The sequence below is a fragment of the Akkermansia biwaensis genome (assembly GCF_026072915.1).
In the GTDB taxonomy this organism is placed as follows: Bacteria; Verrucomicrobiota; Verrucomicrobiia; order Verrucomicrobiales; family Akkermansiaceae; genus Akkermansia; species Akkermansia biwaensis.
The window spans coordinates 2,637,496-2,657,833 of sequence record NZ_AP025943.1 but is presented as its reverse complement, the minus strand read 5'-3'; the positions used below and the strand labels follow the sequence as shown (position 1 = coordinate 2,657,833).

At 60.0% G+C, this 20,338-nt stretch carries 12 protein-coding genes and 1 CRISPR repeat array; of the genes, 8 read left to right on the top strand and 4 right to left on the bottom strand.

From position 1 onward, the window contains the following. Positions 1-265: 265 nt before the first annotated feature. Positions 266-1,912, top strand: a complete 1,647-nt coding sequence (locus tag OQH67_RS10945; protein WP_215434009.1) for a fumarate hydratase — start codon at positions 266-268, stop codon at positions 1,910-1,912. Positions 1,913-2,179: 267 nt separating this feature from the next. Further along, positions 2,180-2,861: a CRISPR direct-repeat array (repeat unit 31 nt; unit sequence GTTTCAATCCACGCACCCGTGAGGGTGCGAC). 105 nt (positions 2,862-2,966) lie between these two features. Here OQH67_RS10945 and OQH67_RS10940 read toward each other — a convergent pair. The 3 genes from OQH67_RS10940 to thrS form a co-directional block, all read right to left on the bottom strand. Next, positions 2,967-3,227 carry a hypothetical protein gene (locus tag OQH67_RS10940; protein WP_215434010.1) on the bottom strand — a complete coding sequence of 87 codons (261 nt, stop codon included), beginning with the start codon at positions 3,225-3,227 and terminating at the stop codon, positions 2,967-2,969. 138 nt (positions 3,228-3,365) lie between these two features. After that, complete coding sequence (infC, locus tag OQH67_RS10935; RefSeq protein ID WP_067573212.1) at positions 3,366-4,004, bottom strand: translation initiation factor IF-3; 639 nt, start codon at positions 4,002-4,004, stop codon at positions 3,366-3,368. A gap of 39 nt (positions 4,005-4,043) precedes the next feature. Then, on the bottom strand, positions 4,044-5,936 hold the full coding sequence (gene thrS, locus OQH67_RS10930) for a threonine--tRNA ligase (RefSeq protein WP_082770291.1): 1,893 nt from the start codon (positions 5,934-5,936) through the stop codon (positions 4,044-4,046). Positions 5,937-6,569: 633 nt separating this feature from the next. Between thrS and OQH67_RS10925 the strand changes: the two genes are divergently transcribed. The 7 genes from OQH67_RS10925 (at position 6,570) to OQH67_RS10895 (ending at position 14,127) form a co-directional block, all read left to right on the top strand. Further along, on the top strand, positions 6,570-8,177 hold the full coding sequence (locus OQH67_RS10925) for a hypothetical protein (protein ID WP_215434011.1): 1,608 nt from the start codon (positions 6,570-6,572) through the stop codon (positions 8,175-8,177). An 88-nt stretch (positions 8,178-8,265) separates the two neighbouring features. Beyond that, positions 8,266-9,261 carry a porphobilinogen synthase gene (hemB, locus tag OQH67_RS10920; RefSeq protein ID WP_343195915.1) on the top strand — a complete coding sequence of 332 codons (996 nt, stop codon included), beginning with the start codon at positions 8,266-8,268 and terminating at the stop codon, positions 9,259-9,261. 62 nt (positions 9,262-9,323) lie between these two features. After that, the gene (locus OQH67_RS10915) at positions 9,324-9,695 is read left to right on the top strand and encodes a hypothetical protein (protein ID WP_215434015.1); all 372 of its coding nucleotides are present in this window, start codon (positions 9,324-9,326) and stop codon (positions 9,693-9,695) included. Between the two features lie 120 nt (positions 9,696-9,815). Further along, entirely contained in the window at positions 9,816-10,520 is a 705-nt protein-coding gene (locus tag OQH67_RS10910; protein WP_215434017.1) for a response regulator transcription factor, read from the top strand. Between the two features lie 3 nt (positions 10,521-10,523). After that, the gene (locus OQH67_RS10905) at positions 10,524-12,161 is read left to right on the top strand and encodes a sensor histidine kinase (protein ID WP_215434019.1); all 1,638 of its coding nucleotides are present in this window, start codon (positions 10,524-10,526) and stop codon (positions 12,159-12,161) included. 182 nt (positions 12,162-12,343) lie between these two features. Further along, complete coding sequence (locus OQH67_RS10900; protein WP_215434020.1) at positions 12,344-13,276, top strand: UDP-glucuronic acid decarboxylase family protein; 933 nt, start codon at positions 12,344-12,346, stop codon at positions 13,274-13,276. 116 nt (positions 13,277-13,392) lie between these two features. Then, positions 13,393-14,127, top strand: a complete 735-nt coding sequence (locus OQH67_RS10895; protein WP_215434022.1) for an acyl-[acyl-carrier-protein] thioesterase — start codon at positions 13,393-13,395, stop codon at positions 14,125-14,127. Positions 14,128-14,370: 243 nt separating this feature from the next. Here the strand turns inward: OQH67_RS10895 and OQH67_RS10890 are convergent, their stop codons facing one another. Next, positions 14,371-20,235: an autotransporter outer membrane beta-barrel domain-containing protein gene (locus OQH67_RS10890; RefSeq protein ID WP_215835877.1), complete on the bottom strand. Its 5,865-nt coding sequence runs from the start codon at positions 20,233-20,235 to the stop codon at positions 14,371-14,373. Between the last annotated feature and the right edge of the window lie 103 nt (positions 20,236-20,338).

Sequence of the window (20,338 nt, the reverse complement as noted above, 5' to 3'; positions counted from 1 at the left end):
CGCAAGGGGTGGCATCACCCCGGCAGAACTTCTGTTTACCATCCCTATTTTCTCTCTGAAGGAGGAACGGAGCATGCAGCGGGATATGATGCCCATGGCCATCCCCAGCGGTCCGGAGGATGTCTTCCCGTGGTTCCTTGCACGCATCATCCCGTTCCGGACGCAGGAGTAGCGGGCGAGGATTTTCCAGCCCTCTCTCGCCACGGAAGCGCCCTGATTTTTTTGCTCGAACCCGTAGGCGAGCTCCGCTATATTTCCCCCCGTTATGGCAACACCGGATTTTCATTATCAGGACCCTTTTCCTCTGGAAAAGGACGACACCCAGTACCGCCTCATCACCTCCAACTACGTAAGCGTAGGGGAATTTGAAGGGCACCCCATGCTCAAGGTGGAACCGGAGGGCCTGCGCCTTCTGGCCGCGGAAGCCTTCCACGACGTGGCTTTCTTCCTGCGCCCCGCCCATTTGAAGCAGGTGGCCGCCATCCTGGACGATCCGGAAGCCAGCGCCAACGACAAGAGCGTGGCCCTGACGATGCTCCGTAACGCGGAAGTGGCCGCCGCCGGCATCCTTCCCTTCTGCCAGGACACGGGCACCGCCACCATCGTCGGCAAGAAGGGCCAGCAGGTCTGGACCGGCTGCGACGACTGCGAATTTCTTTCCCACGGCGTGTACGACGCCTACACCCAGAACAACCTGCGCTACTCCCAAACCGTGGCGCTGGACATGTACACGGAGAAGAACACCGGAACCAACCTGCCCGCCCAGATAGACATTGAAGCCGTGGAAGGCATGAAGTATTCCTTCCTCTTCGTCGCTAAGGGCGGCGGCTCCGCCAACAAGACCTATCTTTACCAGGAAACCAAGGCCCTGCTCAACCCCGCCACGCTCAAGAAGTTCCTGGTGGAAAAAATGAGCACGCTGGGCACGGCGGCCTGCCCGCCCTACCACATCGCCTTCGTCATCGGCGGCACCTCCGCGGAGAAGTGCCTGAAGACCGTGAAGATGGCTTCCACCAAGTATTACGACAACCTTCCCACCACCGGCAACGAGTACGGCCGCGCCTTCCGCGACGTGGAACTGGAAAAGGAGCTGCATGCGGAAGCCTGCAAGCTGGGCCTGGGCGCCCAGTTCGGCGGCAAGTGGTATGCGCTGGACGTACGCGTGATCCGTCTGCCCCGCCACGGCGCCTCCTGCCCGGTGGGATTGGGCGTTTCCTGTTCCGCGGACCGCAATGCCAAAGCCAAAATCACGCCGGAAGGCATCTTTATTGAACAATTGGAAACCAACCCCGGCCAGTATATTCCGGAAGCCCTGCGGATGACCTCCAGCGAGGCCGTTTCCATCGACCTGAACCGCCCGATGAAGGAAGTGCTGGCGGACCTGAGCAAATACCCCGTCACCACGCGCCTGAGCCTGAACGGCACCATCGTCGTGGCCAGGGACATCGCCCATGCCAAGCTCAAGGAACGCCTGGAACGCGGAGAAGGGTTGCCCCAGTACATCAAGGACCACCCCGTTTACTACGCCGGACCGGCCAAGACCCCGGAAGGCTATCCCTCCGGCTCCTTCGGGCCGACCACCGCGGGCCGCATGGATTCCTACGTGGACCTGTTCCAGGAGAACGGCGGCTCCATGATCATGATCGCCAAGGGCAACCGCAGCCAGCAGGTGACGGACGCCTGCCACAAGCACGGCGGCTTCTACCTGGGTTCCATCGGCGGCCCCGCCGCCATTCTTGCCAAGAACAACATCAAAAAGGTGGAACTGCTGGAATACCCGGAACTGGGCATGGAAGCCATCTGGAAAATTGAAGTGGAAGACTTCCCTGCCTTCATCCTGGTGGATGACAAGGGCAACGACTTCTTCGCCAAAATCCGCGAAGGCTGGGCCTGCGCCGGCTGCGCCCATTAACCCCTCCCCCCTTATACCGCAAGCGCCGGTCCCCTCCCTGTGGGAACCGGCGCTTTTTCATGGCCTGAACGTCATGGAAAAGCCTTTCAGCCAAAAGGAATCATCATAAGAAAACATCGGAACATGCGTTCATGATGGATTCTATCAGTCGCACCCGTGAAGGTGCGACAAATACTAAAGATGAAAGACTAAAAGTCATTCGGGCTTCATCCATGCACTCGTAAGGGGGCGACTGTAGGTTTCAACGGTTTTTGTTTGATAATCACAGTTTCAATCCACGCACCCGTGAGGGTGCGACCAGATGGCGGGGGGAATTCCTTCTGCCGCCTCAATCGTTTCAATCCACGCACCCGTGAGGGTGCGACGCGCAGCACATGCGCCACGCCGCTGCCTCCCTTGTTTCAATCCACGCACCCGTGAGGGTGCGACTGCCCGTCCCGATGCGGTCAATGACCGTGGCAATGTTTCAATCCACGCACCCGTGAGGGTGCGACAGGGGAGCAAGCGCTGCATCTCTGCGCTGTGCAAGTTTCAATCCACGCACCCGTGAGGGTGCGACGTCTCCCGCTGGATCGCGCCGAACTGTGCGCCGGGTTTCAATCCACGCACCCGTGAGGGTGCGACTTAAGGAGTGGGGCGTGAGACAGAGGAGCGCACCGTTTCAATCCACGCACCCGTGAGGGTGCGACCCCAAGACGGGTTGATGTCCAGGCACGCAGTCATGTTTCAATCCACGCACCCGTGAGGGTGCGACCGGCAGTCTGGCGCCCTTACCGTTTTTCAGAGCAGTTTCAATCCACGCACCCGTGAGGGTGCGACCGCCGTCACATGGACGGTACTATTTCCGGTATGGGTTTCAATCCACGCACCCGTGAGGGTGCGACCCTGTCGTGTATAGACCTGGGATTTGTCGTAATAGTTTCAATCCACGCACCCGTGAGGGTGCGACGGCGGGGATATATACATATTGAGAGTCAGGCACGCAAAGGGTATTTTGCGCCAACCTGTCCGCGGAGATGCGTATTCCACGCCTAAAATGGTATATGGGGAGATGTCAATCTAAGATACCCTGAGCGTTACAGGAATCGCCGGTGTTCCGGGATTTTTCTGTGAGCCGGGGGTTGGCGCGGTGAGTGAGAAGGACGGAGGAAGGTTCCGCCACGAAGTCGTTCCAGCCGTCCCGACAACCCTCGCCTGCTGCGATGCAGAGGCCATAGTATTCCGTTCCGCGCCTTTCGTCCAGAAACTTTCCCGCGTGTGCGATGAAGACGGAACAGGAAGAAGGTCGGGAAAAGGCCTCCTTCCATGATTTCATGGGACCTTCCACATTCGTTTTCCGGACAATTCCCGACCGTGCGGCACGAGGGACGCCGTGCATGACAACATTCCGGCATAAAAAAGGCTTTCCGTTCTTGGAGCGGAAAGCCTGTGAAATGGAGAAAAAAGCGCAATTTTATTCGTCGTCTTCCGCGTCAAAGGCGGAGTCTTCCGAGTCGAAATCGGCGTCCAAATGGGCGGTGAATTTTTTCACGCGCTGCGCGGCGGGCAACGGAGCCAGCACCATGTGCATGGTGTTGCCGGCCAGGCGCGGGGGCTGGTCCACCTGCGCCATGGTTTTCATGTCCGCAATGACCTTGTTGAGCATGTCATAGCCCAGTTCGTGGTGCGCGTTTTCACGGCCGCGGAAGCGGAGCTGGAAGCGCACTTTGTGACCGTGGTCCAGGAAGCTTTCCGTACGGGCCATTTTCACGTTGTAGTCGTTGGTGTCCGTACCGATGCGGAGCTTGACCTCCTTGAGCTTGATCGTGCGGCTTTTGTTGGTTTTCTGAAGCTTGGACTGCTGGTACTTGTACCGTCCGTAGTCCACCACGCGGCACACGGGCGGGTCCGCGTTGCTCGCCACTTCCACCAGGTCCAGGCCAAGGGCCTTGGCCTTTTCCAGCGCTTCACGCGTGTTCATTATCCCGAGCTGGTCTCCGTTGGCGGTCACCACGCGCACGCGGGGGGCGCGGATCCGCTCGTTGACCCGAGTCTGATCACCGCGCTCGCGGCGGCGATTACCGTCATTATTCTTCGTTGGCTTTATTGGCACGTCCGGATATTACTAAACTAAATAAAATAACTTGGCAACTCAAATCACGGGGGAAATATGACGCTCCGCTATTTCCCGGGAGACGGCATCCATGAATTGTTCAAAGGGCATGGAGCCCAGGTCTTCCCGGTCCCGGTGGCGTACGGAAACGGTGCCTTCCTCCGCCTCCCGCTGGCCGATGACGAGCATGTAGGGCACGCGCTCCAGCCGGGCGTTGCGGATTTTGGCGCCGATTTTGTCCGCGGTTTCATCCACCGTGACGCGAACGCCCCGGGAGGCCAGGGCGTCACGGTAGGTTTTGGCGATGTCCATGACCTTGTCGGAGATGGGGAGCACACGCACCTGCTCCGGAGAGAGCCAGGTGGGGAATTTTCCTTCAAAGTGCTCGATGAGCAGGCCGGTGAAGCGTTCCATGGAGCCGAACGGGGCGCGGTGCACCATGACGGGCCGGTGCGGCTTGTTGTCCGCTCCGGTGTAATGGAGGTCAAAGCGTTCCGGGAGGTTGTAGTCCACCTGCACGGTGCCGAGCTGCCATTCGCGGCCGATGGCGTCGCGCACGATGAAGTCGATCTTGGGACCGTAGAAGGCGGCTTCCCCGGCTTCCTCACTATAGTCCGCGCCCAGCCATTCCGCGGCATCCCGCAGGGCCTGTTCCGCCTTGTCCCAGTTTTCCGGGGAACCCACGTATTTGTCGCTTTCCGGGTCGCGCATGGAGAGGCGCACGCGGTAGTCCGTCATTCCCAGGGTGCCGAAGATGGTTTTCACGATGCCCAGGCACTGGCGGATTTCCCCGGCAAGCTGGTCCGGGGTGCAGAAGATGTGGGCGTCATCCTGGGTGAAGCCGCGCACGCGCGTCATGCCGCCCAGTTCCCCGCTCTGTTCCCAGCGGTACACCGTGCCGAATTCCGCCAGGCGGACGGGCAGGTCGCGGTAGGAGTGGGCGTCATTAGCGTAAATTTTGATGTGGTGCGGGCAGTTCATCGGCTTGAGCATGTAGCCTTCAATGGTGCCGTCCGTCAGGCCGTTGAAGAGTTCCGCGCAGGTGGCGCCTTCCTCGCAGAGTTTTTCCATGGCGTCGCGCTCCGGGATGGGGGCGTACTGGCTTTCCCGGTAGTACGGGAAGTGGCCGGAGGTGCGGTACAGGTCCAGCTTGCCGATGTTGGGGGTGTATACCTGGGAGTAGCCCAGCTTGTCCAGTTCCTCCGTGATGAAGTCCTGCAGGGAGCGGCGGATGAGGGCGCCCTTGGGCTTCCAGAGGATGAGGCCCTGGCCCACGGCCTCGTCAATGCAGAAGAGGCCCAGCTCGCGGCCGAGCTTCCGGTGGTCGCGGCGGCGGGCTTCCTCCAGGCGCGCGAGATGTTCGTCAAGCTGGGTCCGGTTCGGGAAGCAGGTGCCGTAGATGCGCTGGAGCATGGGGCGGTTTTTGTCCCCCTTGTAGAAGGCGCTGGCCACGCTCATGATTTTAAAGGCCTTGCAGTTGCCGGTGCGGCCCACGTGGGGTCCGGCGCACAGGTCCGTGAAGTCTCCGTTGCGGTACAGGGAGATTTGCTCGTCTTCCGGGATGTCGTTCAGCAGGTCGATTTTAAAGCGGGAGGGGCCGCTGCGCGGGCCCAGGGCGCCCAGTTCCCCGGATTCCGCCATTTTCATGGCGTCCGCACGGGAGATGATTTCCTTCTGGAAGGTCTGGTTTTCCTTCACCACTTTTTTCATTTCCGCTTCAATGCGTTCAAAGTCTTCCGTGCTGATGCGGTGGTCCAGCTCCACGTCGTAATAGAAACCGTTTTCCACGGCGGGACCGCCCGCCAGCTGGGCATCCGGCCAGATGCGGCAAATGGCCGTGGCCAGAATGTGCGCGCAGGAATGGCGCAGGCGTTCCAGATCAGACATCTGATTGCGTTCTTCAAGAGTCTTTCTTTCCTTGTGTTCGGACATACGCGCATTAGTTAACCCCCCTCAGGCACTGTTGGCAAATGCAAAAAAGCCGCCTTTCCAAAAATTTAAGGCATATCGGTTCCGACAAGCGCATCGCCACGCGATGGCCGGGAAGGGCCGCACGGGACGGTTGCCCGCGTTTCCGCGGCTCTGTTTTTTCATTGCCGGAGGTTTACTGGCCTGCCGTTTTTCCCGGCCCCGCAGGGATTCCGGCATGGAAAGTTCATCATGTCCGCGGCGTTGTTCCATTTTCCACGGGCACTTTTTCTTTCCGCAGGGTGCATGTTTCCTCCTGTTCCAGCGGTGCCGCGGCGGTACAGGTTCCCGTGGCTTGTTCTTTCCGGAGGCGGGAGGTTTTCCCACGCCCGTCCTTTTCCGGAAGGCGCTGACAGATGTGTCCCGCTCCGTTTTTCCCAGAAAACCGCGGCAGGGTCTTTGCCGGATTCCCCCCCCTGTGCCCGCGGTTTTCACACCGGCGGCCTCATTCAGCGCCTGTGCAGGCGTTCCGGGAAGCGGCCGTTTCTTTTTTCTCCCCTTTTTCCACTTTTCCCCTGCCGGGTTAGTCCGGTCCGCCATCAGGCAATGAATGATTTACAGCAGAACGCATTTATGCCATATTGACGGCCAGCGGTTATGAAATTCCTCCCCCTCGCCCTTCTCTGCCTCAGCCTGCCCTGCGGATTTTCCGCGGGCACGCAGGAGCCTCCCCCCGACGCCCCGGCAAGCTTCCCGATCAATCTGGACAAAACGCCGGAAGGCGGGAGTGAAGGGAACGGGGACAATGCCCCCATGCCGGACCAGAGCACGCCCTTCAATGCGGCCAAACTTCTTCTCCGCGCCCTGCAGGAAAAAACGGACTGGAGCGCAGAGCCGTACAAGTCCCTGCCCGCCACGTCCCCATTCGTGGGGCCGTTGAAGCTGAAGAGCATTCTTTCCCGCATGGAGGCCGTGCAGGCCTACGTGACGGCGTCTTCCCCGGAAAGGCCGCCGTTCGTGGACGAGGCCTCCATCATCATGGACGGGGACCTGGCCATGGCCTATATCATGCTGCCAGACAGGACCAACCCCTACGTTTACGCGGCCACCGCCGTGGCCCTGGTCAAGAAGAACGGAAAGTGGAAGGCGTCCCTGACGCCCGGCAGTTTTGACAATACGTTCCTGCCTTTCAACGACCATGTCCGCCAGCAGGCGGCACAGATTTCCACCGAGGCCAAGAAGAAGATTTTCGGCCTCGCGCACCAGTATTCCGTGGCCGCCGTGAAGAAGGCCCTGGAACATATCAAGCGGTTCCGGGTGGAGGCCGTCAAGGGCAAGTCAGACGACGAGATTAAAAAGCTCCTGATCCGCACCGTGAAGGAGGGCGATCCGGCCCGCATCGCAGCCCTGCTCGTCGCGCCCTATTACATGGAGTCCGCCATTACCCAGAGTGCCCGCCTCACCCCCGTGGTGAAGGCCATGCGCCTGCAGGACCGGAACCCGGAGAACCGCTACATCCAACCCACCAACCTCAGTTTCATGGGGTTCCCGAATACCATCCTGGTTCCCCTCCAGCCCCATCCGGACGACCAGCTTGACCCGAACAAACGGGACGACCAGCCGGAGCGCAACAAGAACGAGGCCAAGAAGACGGAGAAGGATATCCACAGCATTGCGGCCATGACCATTTTGCCGCCGCGCATGAGCTTGCCGGACATAGACAAGCCCGCCCTGATCTACCGCTACGCGCTGGAAAAGATACAGGACCCCACGGACGGCTTTCCGGTGTTCAAGATGTATGTGGGGGACGCTTTTTCCTCCTGGAACCTGAAGCCGGACGAGTCCACCACCAGCCGCATCATTGCGGATTTCCACAGGACGTATCCGGCCCTTGCCTATTCCGAACCTAAGGAGGCGGTTTCCGCAGCCGGACGCGCCCTGGAGGCCGGAGACAGCCTGACGCTGATCCGCATGCTGGCCCCGTCCAGATTCGCCTCCGTTCCGGAATTTGAAGAAGCGCTCAAGCAGCTGAAGGCCGTTATGAGCAAGGAGGAGTTCCAGCCTTCCTCCCGGAACAGGAAGGATTACAAGCCCACGCTGAAAGGCGCCTTCGAACTGAAGGACGGGGGGACTTCCCTGAAGGCCACCATCGGCCTCAAGCCGACGCCCAAGTCCGGCTTTACCAGATGCAACCTGTATTTCACCCGGACGGAGAAAGGGTGGATGCTGACCGGAGCGGACGATGAAAAACCGCTGAATTTGTAGAATGAAGTTTTCCGGCTCCGGGAGTTCCGTCAGCCGGGGAAGAGTACCCGATATGCCCGCCCAATTATTTTTTTCATAATCCACCATGATGAATCTACCGATACGGCCGCGCCGCAACAGAAAGTCCGCCAATATCCGGGGCCTGGTCCGGGAGACCTCCCTTTCCCCGGAACATCTTATTTGCCCGGTTTTCGTCCACGAGGGGGACGGCAACCAGCCCATTTCCTCCCTGCCCGGCTGCACGCGCTGGAGCGTGCAGGGACTGGTGGAGGAGGCCAAGCGCCTGATGGACCTGGGAATCCGCACGCTGGACCTTTTCCCCGCCATTCCGGACGACAAGAAGACGCCGGACGCCTCCGAGGCCTACAATCCGGACGGACTTATTCCCCGCACCATTTACGCCCTTAAAAGCGAAGTTCCCGGCATGACCGTGATGACGGACGTGGCGCTGGACCCCTATAATTCAGACGGGCACGACGGCCTGGTGGAGTTCCGGTCCGACGGCACCATGGAGATTCTCAACGACGATTCCGTGGAGGTCCTCTGCCGACAGGCCCTGTGCCATGCGGACGCTGGGGCGGATATTATCTCCCCCAGCGACATGATGGACGGCCGCGTGGCCGCCATCCGCGCCACGCTGGATTCCGAGGCCCTGGACGACGTTTCCATCATGGCCTACACCGCCAAGTATGCCAGCGCCCTTTACGGGCCGTTCCGCGGCGCCCTGGAGAGCGCTCCGAAGGAAGGGGACAAGAAGACCTACCAGATGGATCCCGGCAATATCCGGGAAGCCCTGCGAGAAGCCCAGCTTGACGAAGCGGAGGGCGCAGACATCCTGATGGTGAAGCCCGCCACGCTGTATCTGGACGTGATCGCGGCCATGCGCAGTCATGTCACGCTGCCCGTAGCGGCCTACCACGTTAGCGGAGAGTACCTGATGATCAAGTCCGCGGCAGCCTCCGGCTGGCTGGATGAACGGGAGGCCGTTCTGGAGACTCTAACTTCCATCCGGCGCGCCGGGGCGGACATGATCCTTACTTATTACGCCCCGCAGGCCGCCGAATGGCTTAAACAAGAACGCTGACGCCGCACGGCATCCGCTCCGGAACGCGGGCATGCGGCCAGCACCATTATTCAACTCTCCGCATGTCCACTTCCACGAAAATATTCGTCGGCGTCCTGATTGTCATCGTCATGGGCCTTACTTCCCTGTGGGGGGTGTACGCCCCCACTTTTTCAGAGGCGTATGTGCTGCCCGTGCAGATGACGGACGCTTCCGGCGCTACGCTGGGCAATTTCCAGTGCCGCCCCGTGGCCGCGGAGAACGGAAAGACGCTGCTCGTTTTCCGGGACAGGGATTTCCTGCGCCAGACCACCGCCGGCATGGTTCATTCCCGGATTATTCTTTCCTACAAGGGAGTGCCGTTTTTTGAAGGCACCGTGCCGGGGCCGATGGAGGCTATCGAGATTCCCACCGCCAGCCTGCCGGCCCCGTACCGGAGTCTTACACAGAATTGAAGCGCCCGTGACCGCCGGGAATTCCGCGGCGGAAGCCCCCCCTGTTATGGCATTGTTACCGGAGGGGCGCAGGTTTCTCTATACAAAAGGGGAAATTGTGTGTTTTTATAGGGTCAAACGATGAGCAGCTTAACATACACCATTCTGGTTGCAGAGGATGACGACAGCATCCGGCACGCCCTGACGGACGTGCTGACCGCCTCCGGCTACGAGGTGCTGGCCGCGGAGGAAGGGCTGGCGGCCATCAGGGCCGTGCGGGAACGCAATTTCGACCTGGCCCTGCTGGATGTGGCGATGCCCGGAGCGGACGGCTTCCAGGTGCTCCAGGTCATGTCCGAGGAACGGCCCGGAACGCCCGTGATCATGCTGACGGCCCGCGGGGAGGAGGAGGACCGGGTGCAGGGGCTGAAGCTGGGAGCGGACGATTACATTGTCAAGCCGTTCAGCATCCGGGAACTGATCGCCCGCATTGAGGCCGTGCTGCGCAGGTCCCCGGAACGGCCGCGCCAGATCAGGGAGATCACCATTCCCGGCGCTGTGCTGGACAGCGCCAACCGCATGCTCACATTTGAGGATGGCAAGACGGCCACCCTCACCGCGCGCGAGTTTGAGCTTCTGAGCTACATGGCCACCCATCCCAACCGGGTCATCACCAGGGACGAGCTGCTCCGCCGCGTGTGGGACATGGACCCGCGGCTGACGGATACGCGCTCCGTGGAGATGACCGTCATGCGCCTGCGTGACAAGCTGGGCGCGAAGGCGGCCGCCTCCCTGGAGACGCTCAGAAGCCAGGGCTACCGCTGGAATTCATCCTTCCTTTCCTGATACGTGAACAGGCGCATCCGCATTATCCTGCTGACCGTCAGCCTGCTGCTGGTTGTGGGCACGCTGGGCTGGCTCACCCACGTCCTCCTGATTCAGGCGGAGGAGACGGGCCGTTCCGAACGCCGCATCAAGGTGGAGTCCCTGGCTCATGAGGCCAAGCTGGAGATGGACCGCCTGCTCACCGCCTTCATCACTTTTGAGCAGGCGCGCGGCTATTACGAGTACCTGCCTTTTTACGCCTACAAGCGTCCCTACGACCAGCGCATGGACGCACCGGCCCCCGGCGAACCCGCCCGTTCCTCCAATCTGGCCTCCTACCTGCCGGATTACGTCACGGCCTATCTCCAGATATCCCCTTCCGGGCAGGTCACTGGCCCCGCGCTGAACAAGGAGCTTTCCGAAAGGCTGAACAGGGAGAAGAATCTTTACCAGCGTTTGAACGAGAAGGTTTCCGCCCTCATCTCCCTGCCGGCCAGCGGCAATCTGTGGGCGGATATCAGGAATGAAATTCTTCACGAGGTTCCGGAGCCGGAACCGCCGCAGGACGGGGTTCCCGCCCAGGTGGAGACCGTTTCCTCCTTCGTTCCGGTGGAAGACGGGGGCAATCTGTATATTCTCCGGCAGGTGCATACCAACCGCGGCGTTTACCTGCAGGGAGCCCTGATGAATATGGAGAGCCTGAACAGGCGTCTCCCGGAACAGGTGGCCAAGGCGCTCCCCCAGAGCCGTCTGGCGACTTTCGATCCCGCCGCCCCGCCTGCGGAAGAGGCCGGACGGGAAGGCACACTTTTTTTTGCCAACGCTCCGCTCGTTTTCCTGCCGGGGAACGCAGCGGAACTGCCCGTACAGGACCACAAGCAGATGCTGACGTGGACCCTTACACTGATCTGGAGCATGGTGCTGGTGGGGGCGGCTGGCGTCATCTGGCTGATGCTGGGCACGTTCCGCCTGGAACAGAGGCGCGGGGATTTCGTTTCCGCCGTCACTCATGAGCTGAGAACGCCGCTTACCTCATTTTCCCTTTATACGGAGATGCTGGAGGACGGCATGGTGCCGGAACAGAAAAAGCCGGAGTATTACGCCAACATGCAGCGGGAGTGCCGGAGGCTGGAGCACTTGATCGACAATGTGCTGGCTTATTCCAAACTCCAGAGGAACGCCATCCGGCGCACGAAGGACACGCTCACCTGCCAGGAGCTTTTTGAACCCATCGCGGAGAAGATAGAACGGCGCCTCCGGGAAGCGGGCATCAGTTTTTCCTTTGCGCTGGCCCAGCCCATCCGCATTCTGCCCGTCCATACGGACGCCGTGGCCGTGGAGCAGATCATGGACAATCTGACTTCCAACGCCATCAAGTACGCCAGGGGGGAAAACGCGAAAGTCCAGCTAACCGTCCAGGCGGACCGCCATAATATCGTCATCCGCTTCCGGGACAACGGCCCCGGCATTTCCCCCAAGCACCGCAAGCTGGTATTCAAGCCTTTCCGGCGCACCAAGGAAGCCACCAACAGCCGGAAGCCCGGCGTGGGCCTGGGGCTTTCCCTGGCGCGGGACATCGCCCGCTCCCTGGGCGGGGACCTGAAACTGGAGTTCGGTACGCTGGGGGGCGCCAGCTTTCTGCTGACCCTCCCCAAGTCCTGAATTTTACGGGAAAAAGAAGATGCCCTGGCGACCGCAGCATTTCTTGATGAAGCTTGCCATCCCGTGACGGATATGTGACATTAGGCGGCGGCGCACGGCAGGAAGCGGTTTCACCGTTCCGGACAGGGACTGCCAGGAGCCGGAGAGTGCGCCGGGATGCAAAAACGCATGTGAACGCTGCCATGAGCAAAAGGATTTTAGTCACCGGGGGGGCCGGATTCATCGGCTCCCATCTTTGTGAACGCCTGCTGGACGAGGGACATGAGGTCACCAGCATCGACAATTATTTTACGGGTTCCAGAAAGAATCTGCTGCACCTAATGGACCGTCCCGGATTCCAGGCGCTGGTGCACGACGTTACGGAGCCTTTTTCCGCGGAAGTGGATGAAATCTACAATCTGGCCTGTCCCGCCTCCCCCCCTCATTACCAGCTCGACCCCATTCATACGGTCAAGACTTCCGTGCTGGGCGCCCTCAACATGCTGGCTCTTGCCAAACGGTGCCATGCCAGAATTCTCCAGGCCTCCACCAGCGAGGTGTACGGCGATCCCGCCGTTCATCCCCAGCCGGAATCCTACTGGGGCAACGTCAATCCCGCAGGTCCGCGCTCCTGCTATGACGAGGGCAAGAGGTGTGCGGAAACCCTGTTCATGGATTACCACCGCACGATGGGTGTGGATGTCCGGGTGATCCGCATTTTCAACACGTACGGGCCGCGCATGACCCTGAATGACGGCCGCGTGGTTTCCAATTTCATCGTCCAGGCGCTGAAGGGGGAAGACCTTACCATTTACGGCACGGGGAGGCAGACCCGGAGTTTCCAGTATGTGGACGATCTGGTGGAAGGCATGGTCCGGATGATGGCGGCGGAAAATTTCCACGGGCCAGTCAACCTCGGCAATCCGGGAGAGTTCACCATGCTGGAACTGGCGGAAAAGGTCATTGAAATGACCGGGGCTTCTTCCAAAACGGTTTTCCGCCCCCTTCCCCAGGACGATCCCGTCCAGCGCAAGCCGGACATACGGCTGGCGTACGAAAAGCTCGGCTGGCAGCCGTCTGTTCCGCTGGAACAGGGCCTGGAAAAGACGATTGCCTATTTCCGTAGCATTCTTTGACGCCGGGAAAAGACGGTCCGTAAGAAATCCGGTTTATGCCCCTCCCGCCGTTTTTACGGCTTGATTACCCGTTTTTGACTGGCTCCCGCGGTAAGGGCCGGGTAGCATGAACGGTTATGAAACATGTTGAAGCCGCCGGGACCTTTTCCACGCAAGCCGCCGTCCGCAGTTATGAGAGCGGGCCGGACGGCCTCATGAAGCCGGAAACGGTTCTGCACTGGCTTCAGGAAATAGCGGAGGCACACGCCTCCGCCCTGGGATTCGGCTATGATTTTGTCATGTCCCGCGGGCTGGCCTGGGTGGAGGTGCGCCTGGACATGACCATCGGACGCCGCCCTGCCTGGAAAGAGGTTGTGGAGCTCCGCACCTGCACAGCCCAGGCCTCCCCTCTTCAGGCGCGCCGCAATCTGGAAATCCGGGATGCGGAGGGTAACGGCATTATCGCGGCAAGCTGCCTCTGGGCCGTCATCGACATCCGCCGCAGGCGCCCCGTTCCCCTGAACAAATACATCAGCCCATTCCCGGAGACGCCCTGTAGCGAGATGGTCGCCCCTGTCCGCATGGACATAGAAGGTCTTCAACCGGAAATCCGGGAATGGACGGCAGAACAACGGGACATGGATTTCAACCGCCATATCAACAATGCTGCCTATCTGGTTTGGGCGTTGGAATCTCTGCCGGAAGCGTGGCAGGAAGAACATGCCCTGACGGGCATTCACCTGCATTTCAGGAAGGAAAGCCATGCCGGAGAGCAGATGAAGTCCCTGTTGTTCCGCCAGGGAAATCTTACCTGCCACCATATCATGCAGGGAGATGAATTGCGCGCGGAGGCGGTGCTGGAGTGGGGTTAGGGGGCGGAATGGACTAAATGGACTAAATGGACTAAATGGACAGAGTGGACATTATGGACGTAATGGACCAAACGGAGAAAAAACACTTCCTGCCTACTAACCCTACTAACGCTACCCGTCCATTAAGTCCATTGTGTCCATTCCCGCCCAACAACAAGGCCGCCCCGGTTCATCCCGGGCGGCCTTGTGGTTTTGCAGCAGAAGCGGTGTTTACACCACTCCCCACTCCTGTCTTGACCTCCTTTAGAAGTCGTAGCGGTAGCCTATGCTTCCGTTCAGGGAGCTGGCTCCGTCTCGGATGTCCGCGTTGCCGTTCACAAAGATCGTCCCCTGCGTCCCTACCGGCACGCTCAGACCCGCTCCTATCTGCAACGCCGTCCTCCCTACTTTCGCTCCACGCACTTGCTGCGTGTAGCCGGGGTTGGCCAGGAAGCCCACTGCCGTTTCTCCACGGTCGTCTCCCAGGTCCTGGGCCGCGTTGACACGCAGTTCCGCCAGCGCTTCCCTCCCGAAGAGGTTGCTGCCTACAAGACCCATCCACCGGCCGCCAAGCGCAAGCGTGCCCGTCGTCCATTCCTGCTTGTCCACGCTCAGACCCGCGTTGCCCGCTCCCGTTTCACGGTAGCCGTCCATCCGAGTTGTCACCACCGAGGCGTTGAACAGGGGCTGCAGGATGCTGCTCCTGTTTTCGTTGAGGTAGATGTCGTAGGTGAGTTCATACATCGCTCCAAGGCCCCAGCCGTTGGTGCTGCCTTCCGTTCTGTAGCTGCCCGCTCCGTAGTCCACCGTCCGGTTGAGTTTGGCGTCGTTCCACCCGCCCGTCAGGATGAGCGTGTGGGCCCATCTCTTGCTCTGGTAGCGCCCGAAGAGGTTGGCGTAGTAGCTGTCCAGGTGGCCATCGGCCGTGTCCGCCGCGCTGGCCGTCAGGTCGCCGTAGTTGGCCGTGAAGGCCGCCCCCATCGTGAAGGAGTCGCTGAGGTCCACGTCCACCCCGAAGGTGCCTCCCCAGGTGGTGAGCTTGTAGCCGCTTTCATCACCTTTAGTGTCCAGCTGGGCGTAGGAGCCCGTGCCTTCCATCCACATGTGGAAGTAGGGAAGGTCTTCGTTGATGTAGGCGGGGTTGACGCCCATTTGGTTGGTGCGGTTGCGTATCCATCCCATTTGTTCGCGCAGGGCGTCGCGCTGGGCCGTGCCCAGGGCGTTGACCGTGGAACCCGCCGCTGCCGCCAGCGCTCTGGATGCGCCGGCCAAATTCGGTGCGTCCCCCGTGATCATGTTGCTCACGGCATTCATGAACTGGCCCAGTTGTGAAGTGGCGTCCAGATTGTTTCTGGCTTCCCACAGGAGATTGGAACCGGCAGCCGAATTGTAGGAGTCAGCGGCGGGCGTGAAGATGTTTTCCTGCTGTACGGTGGCGTTCAACACGATGTTGTCCCCGTCCCTGGACATGACGGCATCCTTGTAGTACACGGCAAAAAGTCCGGAGGTTCCGATGGAAAGGGAAGCTCCTTCATCCAGTCCATTGATCAGGTCCGCCGTCATCAGCACCACGTTTTCCAGGTTATCATACGTGCCCAGGCCGGTGTTGCCCGCCATGTTGGCAAGCACGAACTGGGCTCCATCGCCGATGGTGATGGAGTCCGCCGTGATCATGGCGGAGTTGAAGGGGTCCGTCTGGTTCAGGTTGTACACGAATTCCGTGGTGGAACCGCTCTGGAAGTCAATGCTGTTCAGATTCAAGGCCGTATTGGCGTTTCCGCTGCCTGAGCCGGTGGCTTCCACGCGCAGGATGCCGGAAGAACCCACCGCCACATTCCTGTAGTCAAGTCTGGCGGAAGCCTCCGTCCCCTTCAGGACGAGCGTGCCGCCGTCATGCACGTTCAAGTCGTACGCGGTGCTCCCGGTCCGCATTTCCTGAGTGACCTTTCCGGAGATGTCCAGAGTGCCCTCTCCCTGCAAAGTGCCGGAGAAGGAGGCGCTTCCCGGCGTGGTGGAGGTGATGGACAGGGTGTTCCCGTTCAAGTCCAGAGCGCCGGAACCGGACAGCCGCAGAATGGACTTGTCCCCCGTGCCGTCCAGGCTCAGGGTTCCATTCAGCGTGACGGACGTGCCGGACAGCCCGGCTTCACCGGACAGAGTCAGGCTGGAACCTTCCTGAACATTCAGCGTTCCCGCCCCTGAAATGGAAGTGGCCCGGTCCAGCGTGGAATCTCCGGTAGTCTTCAGGGTGCCCCCGGAGGCGATTTCCAGGCTGCCGCCTGCCGCGTCATCCGCCAGGGAAGCCGTGGTGATGCCGCGGATAACTACCTTGGCCCCCCCATCTGCAGAGGAGGCAAGGTTCAGCGTGCCGATGCTGTTGGCGGAGCCGTTCAGCGCCAGCGTCCCCTCCTGCGCGACCACGGAATTGGCCGTGGTGACGTTGCCGTTAAGGGTCAGCGTTTTGTTCCCCGTCTTGACCAGGTCCACACGCTCGCCGTTGACCGTGAGATTGCCGTTGAATACGGAGTTGTCCAGGTCGTTGGCAAGTTCCACATTCAGGGAGCCGTCCCCCGTGGCGTTGATGTTCAGATTGCCCGTGGTGGAGGTACCGGAGGAAAGATGGCGGATGATGGTCTTGTCCGTGTTGGCGGCGGGTACGTCCAAATTCAGCGCCAGGTCCGTATTCACGATGACCTGGGAATAGGAGTTCAGGGCCGGAATGCTGGTAACCGTGTTCCCGTCTTCCGATGCAATGTAGATCTGGTCCGTTCTTCCGGAGATCAGGATGCTTCCGCCCTCCACGCCCTGAATGCCGAAGCCGAGGCTTTCCAGCGTGGCGTTAAAGGTCAGGTGCTGGTTAAGCCATTCAACCAGATTGTCCGACGGCAAGCCGCCAATCGTTCCGTTGGTGAGCAGGATACCGACGGATTCCAGATCGCGCATGGCAATGAGGATGTCCGTATCAATGTCCAGATGCAGCGTCAGGTCAGATGCGTCCCCGCCGAACGAGACGGTACCAGTAGCGGTGTCATTGAATTGAAGCAGGCTCTTCTGGTCGCCCCCGTCCGCGTAGGAAGTGTTGTTTACCCCTACGTGCAGGGAATTGCCGCCTGTCAGGGTCAGGTTTCCGGTCAGGCCGGTAACGGCGGTGCCCGCCGTGGTTGTATTGATGGAGCCCACCTTGTCCCCGGACAGGCCGCCCAGGTTGATGTCTCCGGAACCGGCTTCCGCATTCACGTTCACGCCGCCGGCCGTGGCATAGGCCCCCGCGTTCAGCAGACCGCCCTTCGTGATGGTGACGCTGTTGGCCACGGCCTGGCCGTTCATGTCCAGGGTGGAGCCGCCGTTGACAGTGACGGCCCCCGTACCCAGGGATCCCGCGCCCAGCGCTTTTACGCTGCCGCCGTTCAGGACAGTGCCGCCCTCATAGTTATTGGAGGCATTCAGGTTGATTACAGGGGAACCCGCGGATCTGTTTACCAGCAATTCCCCCGCCCCGGTAATCTGCCCCGTCCAGGAACCAGCAGCCTCTCCGTTTCCAAGCTGGACCTTGCCGCTGGTGATGGTGAGTGTTCCCGTGGCGGTATTATCCTGCGTCAGCACCAGCGTTCCGGTTCCGGCCTGTTCCACTGCGGCGTTTAGGGCGCCTTCAGCGCCTACGGCGGCGTTCATCAAAACGAGGTCGTCCGAGTAGGAAAATTTATACTTTGCCGTACCGCTGGAGCCTTTCAAAATTACCCCGTCCCCGAAAAGTTTGCCATTATCCAGAGTAGCCGCAGTTCCATTGCCAAATACCCAGGTATAGACGCTGTTAGTACTGCTGTGGTTAAAGCTTCCCGTAAAGCCGGTCATATCCCCCAAGAGGTAGCAGAACGCACTGTCCCCGCCCATGGCGGTTGTCACCTCGCCACTTCCGGTAAACGCGCCGCCAAAATAATAGGAATTGCCGCTTCCCCCGTTCAGGTAGGTTCCCTTCTCCAGCACATTGATCGTTGCCATGGCGGCGGTATCCGCCGTGTTGGGGCTATCCAGCCAGAAGCCGCGTCCATTCAGGGTGATCGTACCCCTCCCCATGCTGGCGGCGGTCGCAAACTGAATGTCGCGGGCGTCATTCGTGTTGCCCGGATTGTTGTTCAATCCCGTCGCCACCAGTTCCCCGGTAAAGGAAGAATTATCTCCGGAAATGTAAAAACGGGATTTGGCCGCCTGGTTATCCAGTTCAATCCTGCCCGCACCGCTCATACCGTTAATAACGATACTGGCGCTGTTTCCCGAAGCAATGCCGTTGACAGAGCCGGTAATGGCCAGGGAACTCCCCGCGCTTACGGAAATTCCCGCTGAAAACCTCGTTTGAACTTCTCCGGAGGCAATGGAAACAATGCCGCCGTTCACTGTCAGCGCATTCGTATAAACGGCAGCGCCCAGGTTCAATGTTCCGTCCCCGGACTTTTCCATGGCAAATCCCTTGTACCTGTCCACGGAAGCCCACGTCACATCGTTTCCGTTGGTGTCCACCTTGATGTTTTCCTTGCTTGCGGCGGAAATCCGGTCGGAAACGTCAGCCGTTATCCCGGCGCCGTACCGGAGAGTACCTCCGTCGAACATCAGTTCCCCGGTGCCCAAAGCGGAAGCGGAGCCCATTTCAATTGCGCCGCCTCCCAGGATGATCTTGCCGGAATAGCCGGTGTTGTCCGTATTGATGGTCAGCGTGCCATTCCCGGTCTTTTCCAGATTCGCCGTGCCTTCCAGAGAGCCGCCGCCTTCAGCCGCATTCCATACGTAATCCGTGTCGTTTGCCTGCACCATCACGATGGTGGGGGAAACGACGCCGTCAATGGTCACCGTCTGCGGAGCATGGCCGTCAATATCCCCCATGATGACGGCGGCATCATTGGTGTACACGCCGTTATTTTTCCACGGGGAGGCAGTGGGAGCGGTGGCGGACCAGACGCCGTCGCCGCCCTTCCACTCAAGCAGGGCTGCCTGCGCCACCACCAGCGTAAGCTTTCCGCCTTCCGTATTCCAGGAGCCCATCAAATTATCTCCCAGAATGAAGGAGTTGGACGGAAGCCCGGTAATGGTGCCCGCATTGATCATGTCATAGGAACCTGCCGCCCAGGTCATGCCGCTGATCGTTGCTTCCCCCAGAAGAAGTTCGCTGTTTACGGTCAGCGTTCCGGTGACATTCAGCAGGTACGCTCCGGAGGAAGGCAACGCGGAGAAATTCAAAAAGGAGCCACTCCCAAGCGTCAGGTTCCCCGTAACGGTACCGGAAGTTCCCAGAGACAGAGAGCCGGATTCCGCAATGGAGAGCGTTCCTCCGTTCATGTTGAGGGAAGAGGCATTGGAAAGGATCACATTGGAGAATTGCGTGGCAGTATTCACCGTCATGCCCGACGAACCGCCTATAGTCAGGGCGTTGGCGAGAGTGGTATCCTGCTGAGCCGTCAAATGGCTCCCATTCAGGTTGACGGCGCCGGAGCCCAGGGCCGCGGCGTTATTCAGCTGCAGCGTAGCCCCTCCCGTAATTACCCAGTCCGCATTCATCCCGGCCTGGGCGGCCGTATTCAGGATAAGGGTACCGGAATGGCCGTCCGCGCCCACGGTTACGGTACGGGAACCTTCCCCCGCCACGCCCAGAGGACCAAACAGGTTCATGGTCTTGCCGGCTGCTATCTTGAACAGGGCATCGGCATTGAAGATGATGCCGTTTGCCCAGGGTGCAGCGGCACTGCCCAGGGAAAAATCCCCGCCAATGTCAAACAGCGTATATCCTGCCCCTCCGTCACGCAAATTGACGGCGCGGTTATATACCCCCCCCTTGACTACGCTGAATCCGTCCGAACCTCCGGTCACGGTAATCCCACCAATGGAAAGCGTATTAAAGGAAGCCTGAAGCTCCTTGCTGGTGCCCGTCAGGCTGCCCTGGTCAAGAATCATGGTATTGGTAGCCGTGCCCGACCAGACGGCCGCCCAGTCCGCTACGGAAGGATTCCAGTTGTTGGCTCCATGAATATCGGAATTCTGCCCCAGCCACGTATATTCAGCAGCGCGTGCATACGGAACGGAGACGATAGCCATGCATGCAAGCAGGGCGGACAGCAAAGCAGGGGGAAGATGCAGCTTCATAGCTTTTTCTTAGAGAAAATGAGGGTGAAAATTCCTCCCGAACCAGCACGGGAGGCTTTTTATGATTACTAACGGATTAAAAATCCTGCTACAAGATTAAACG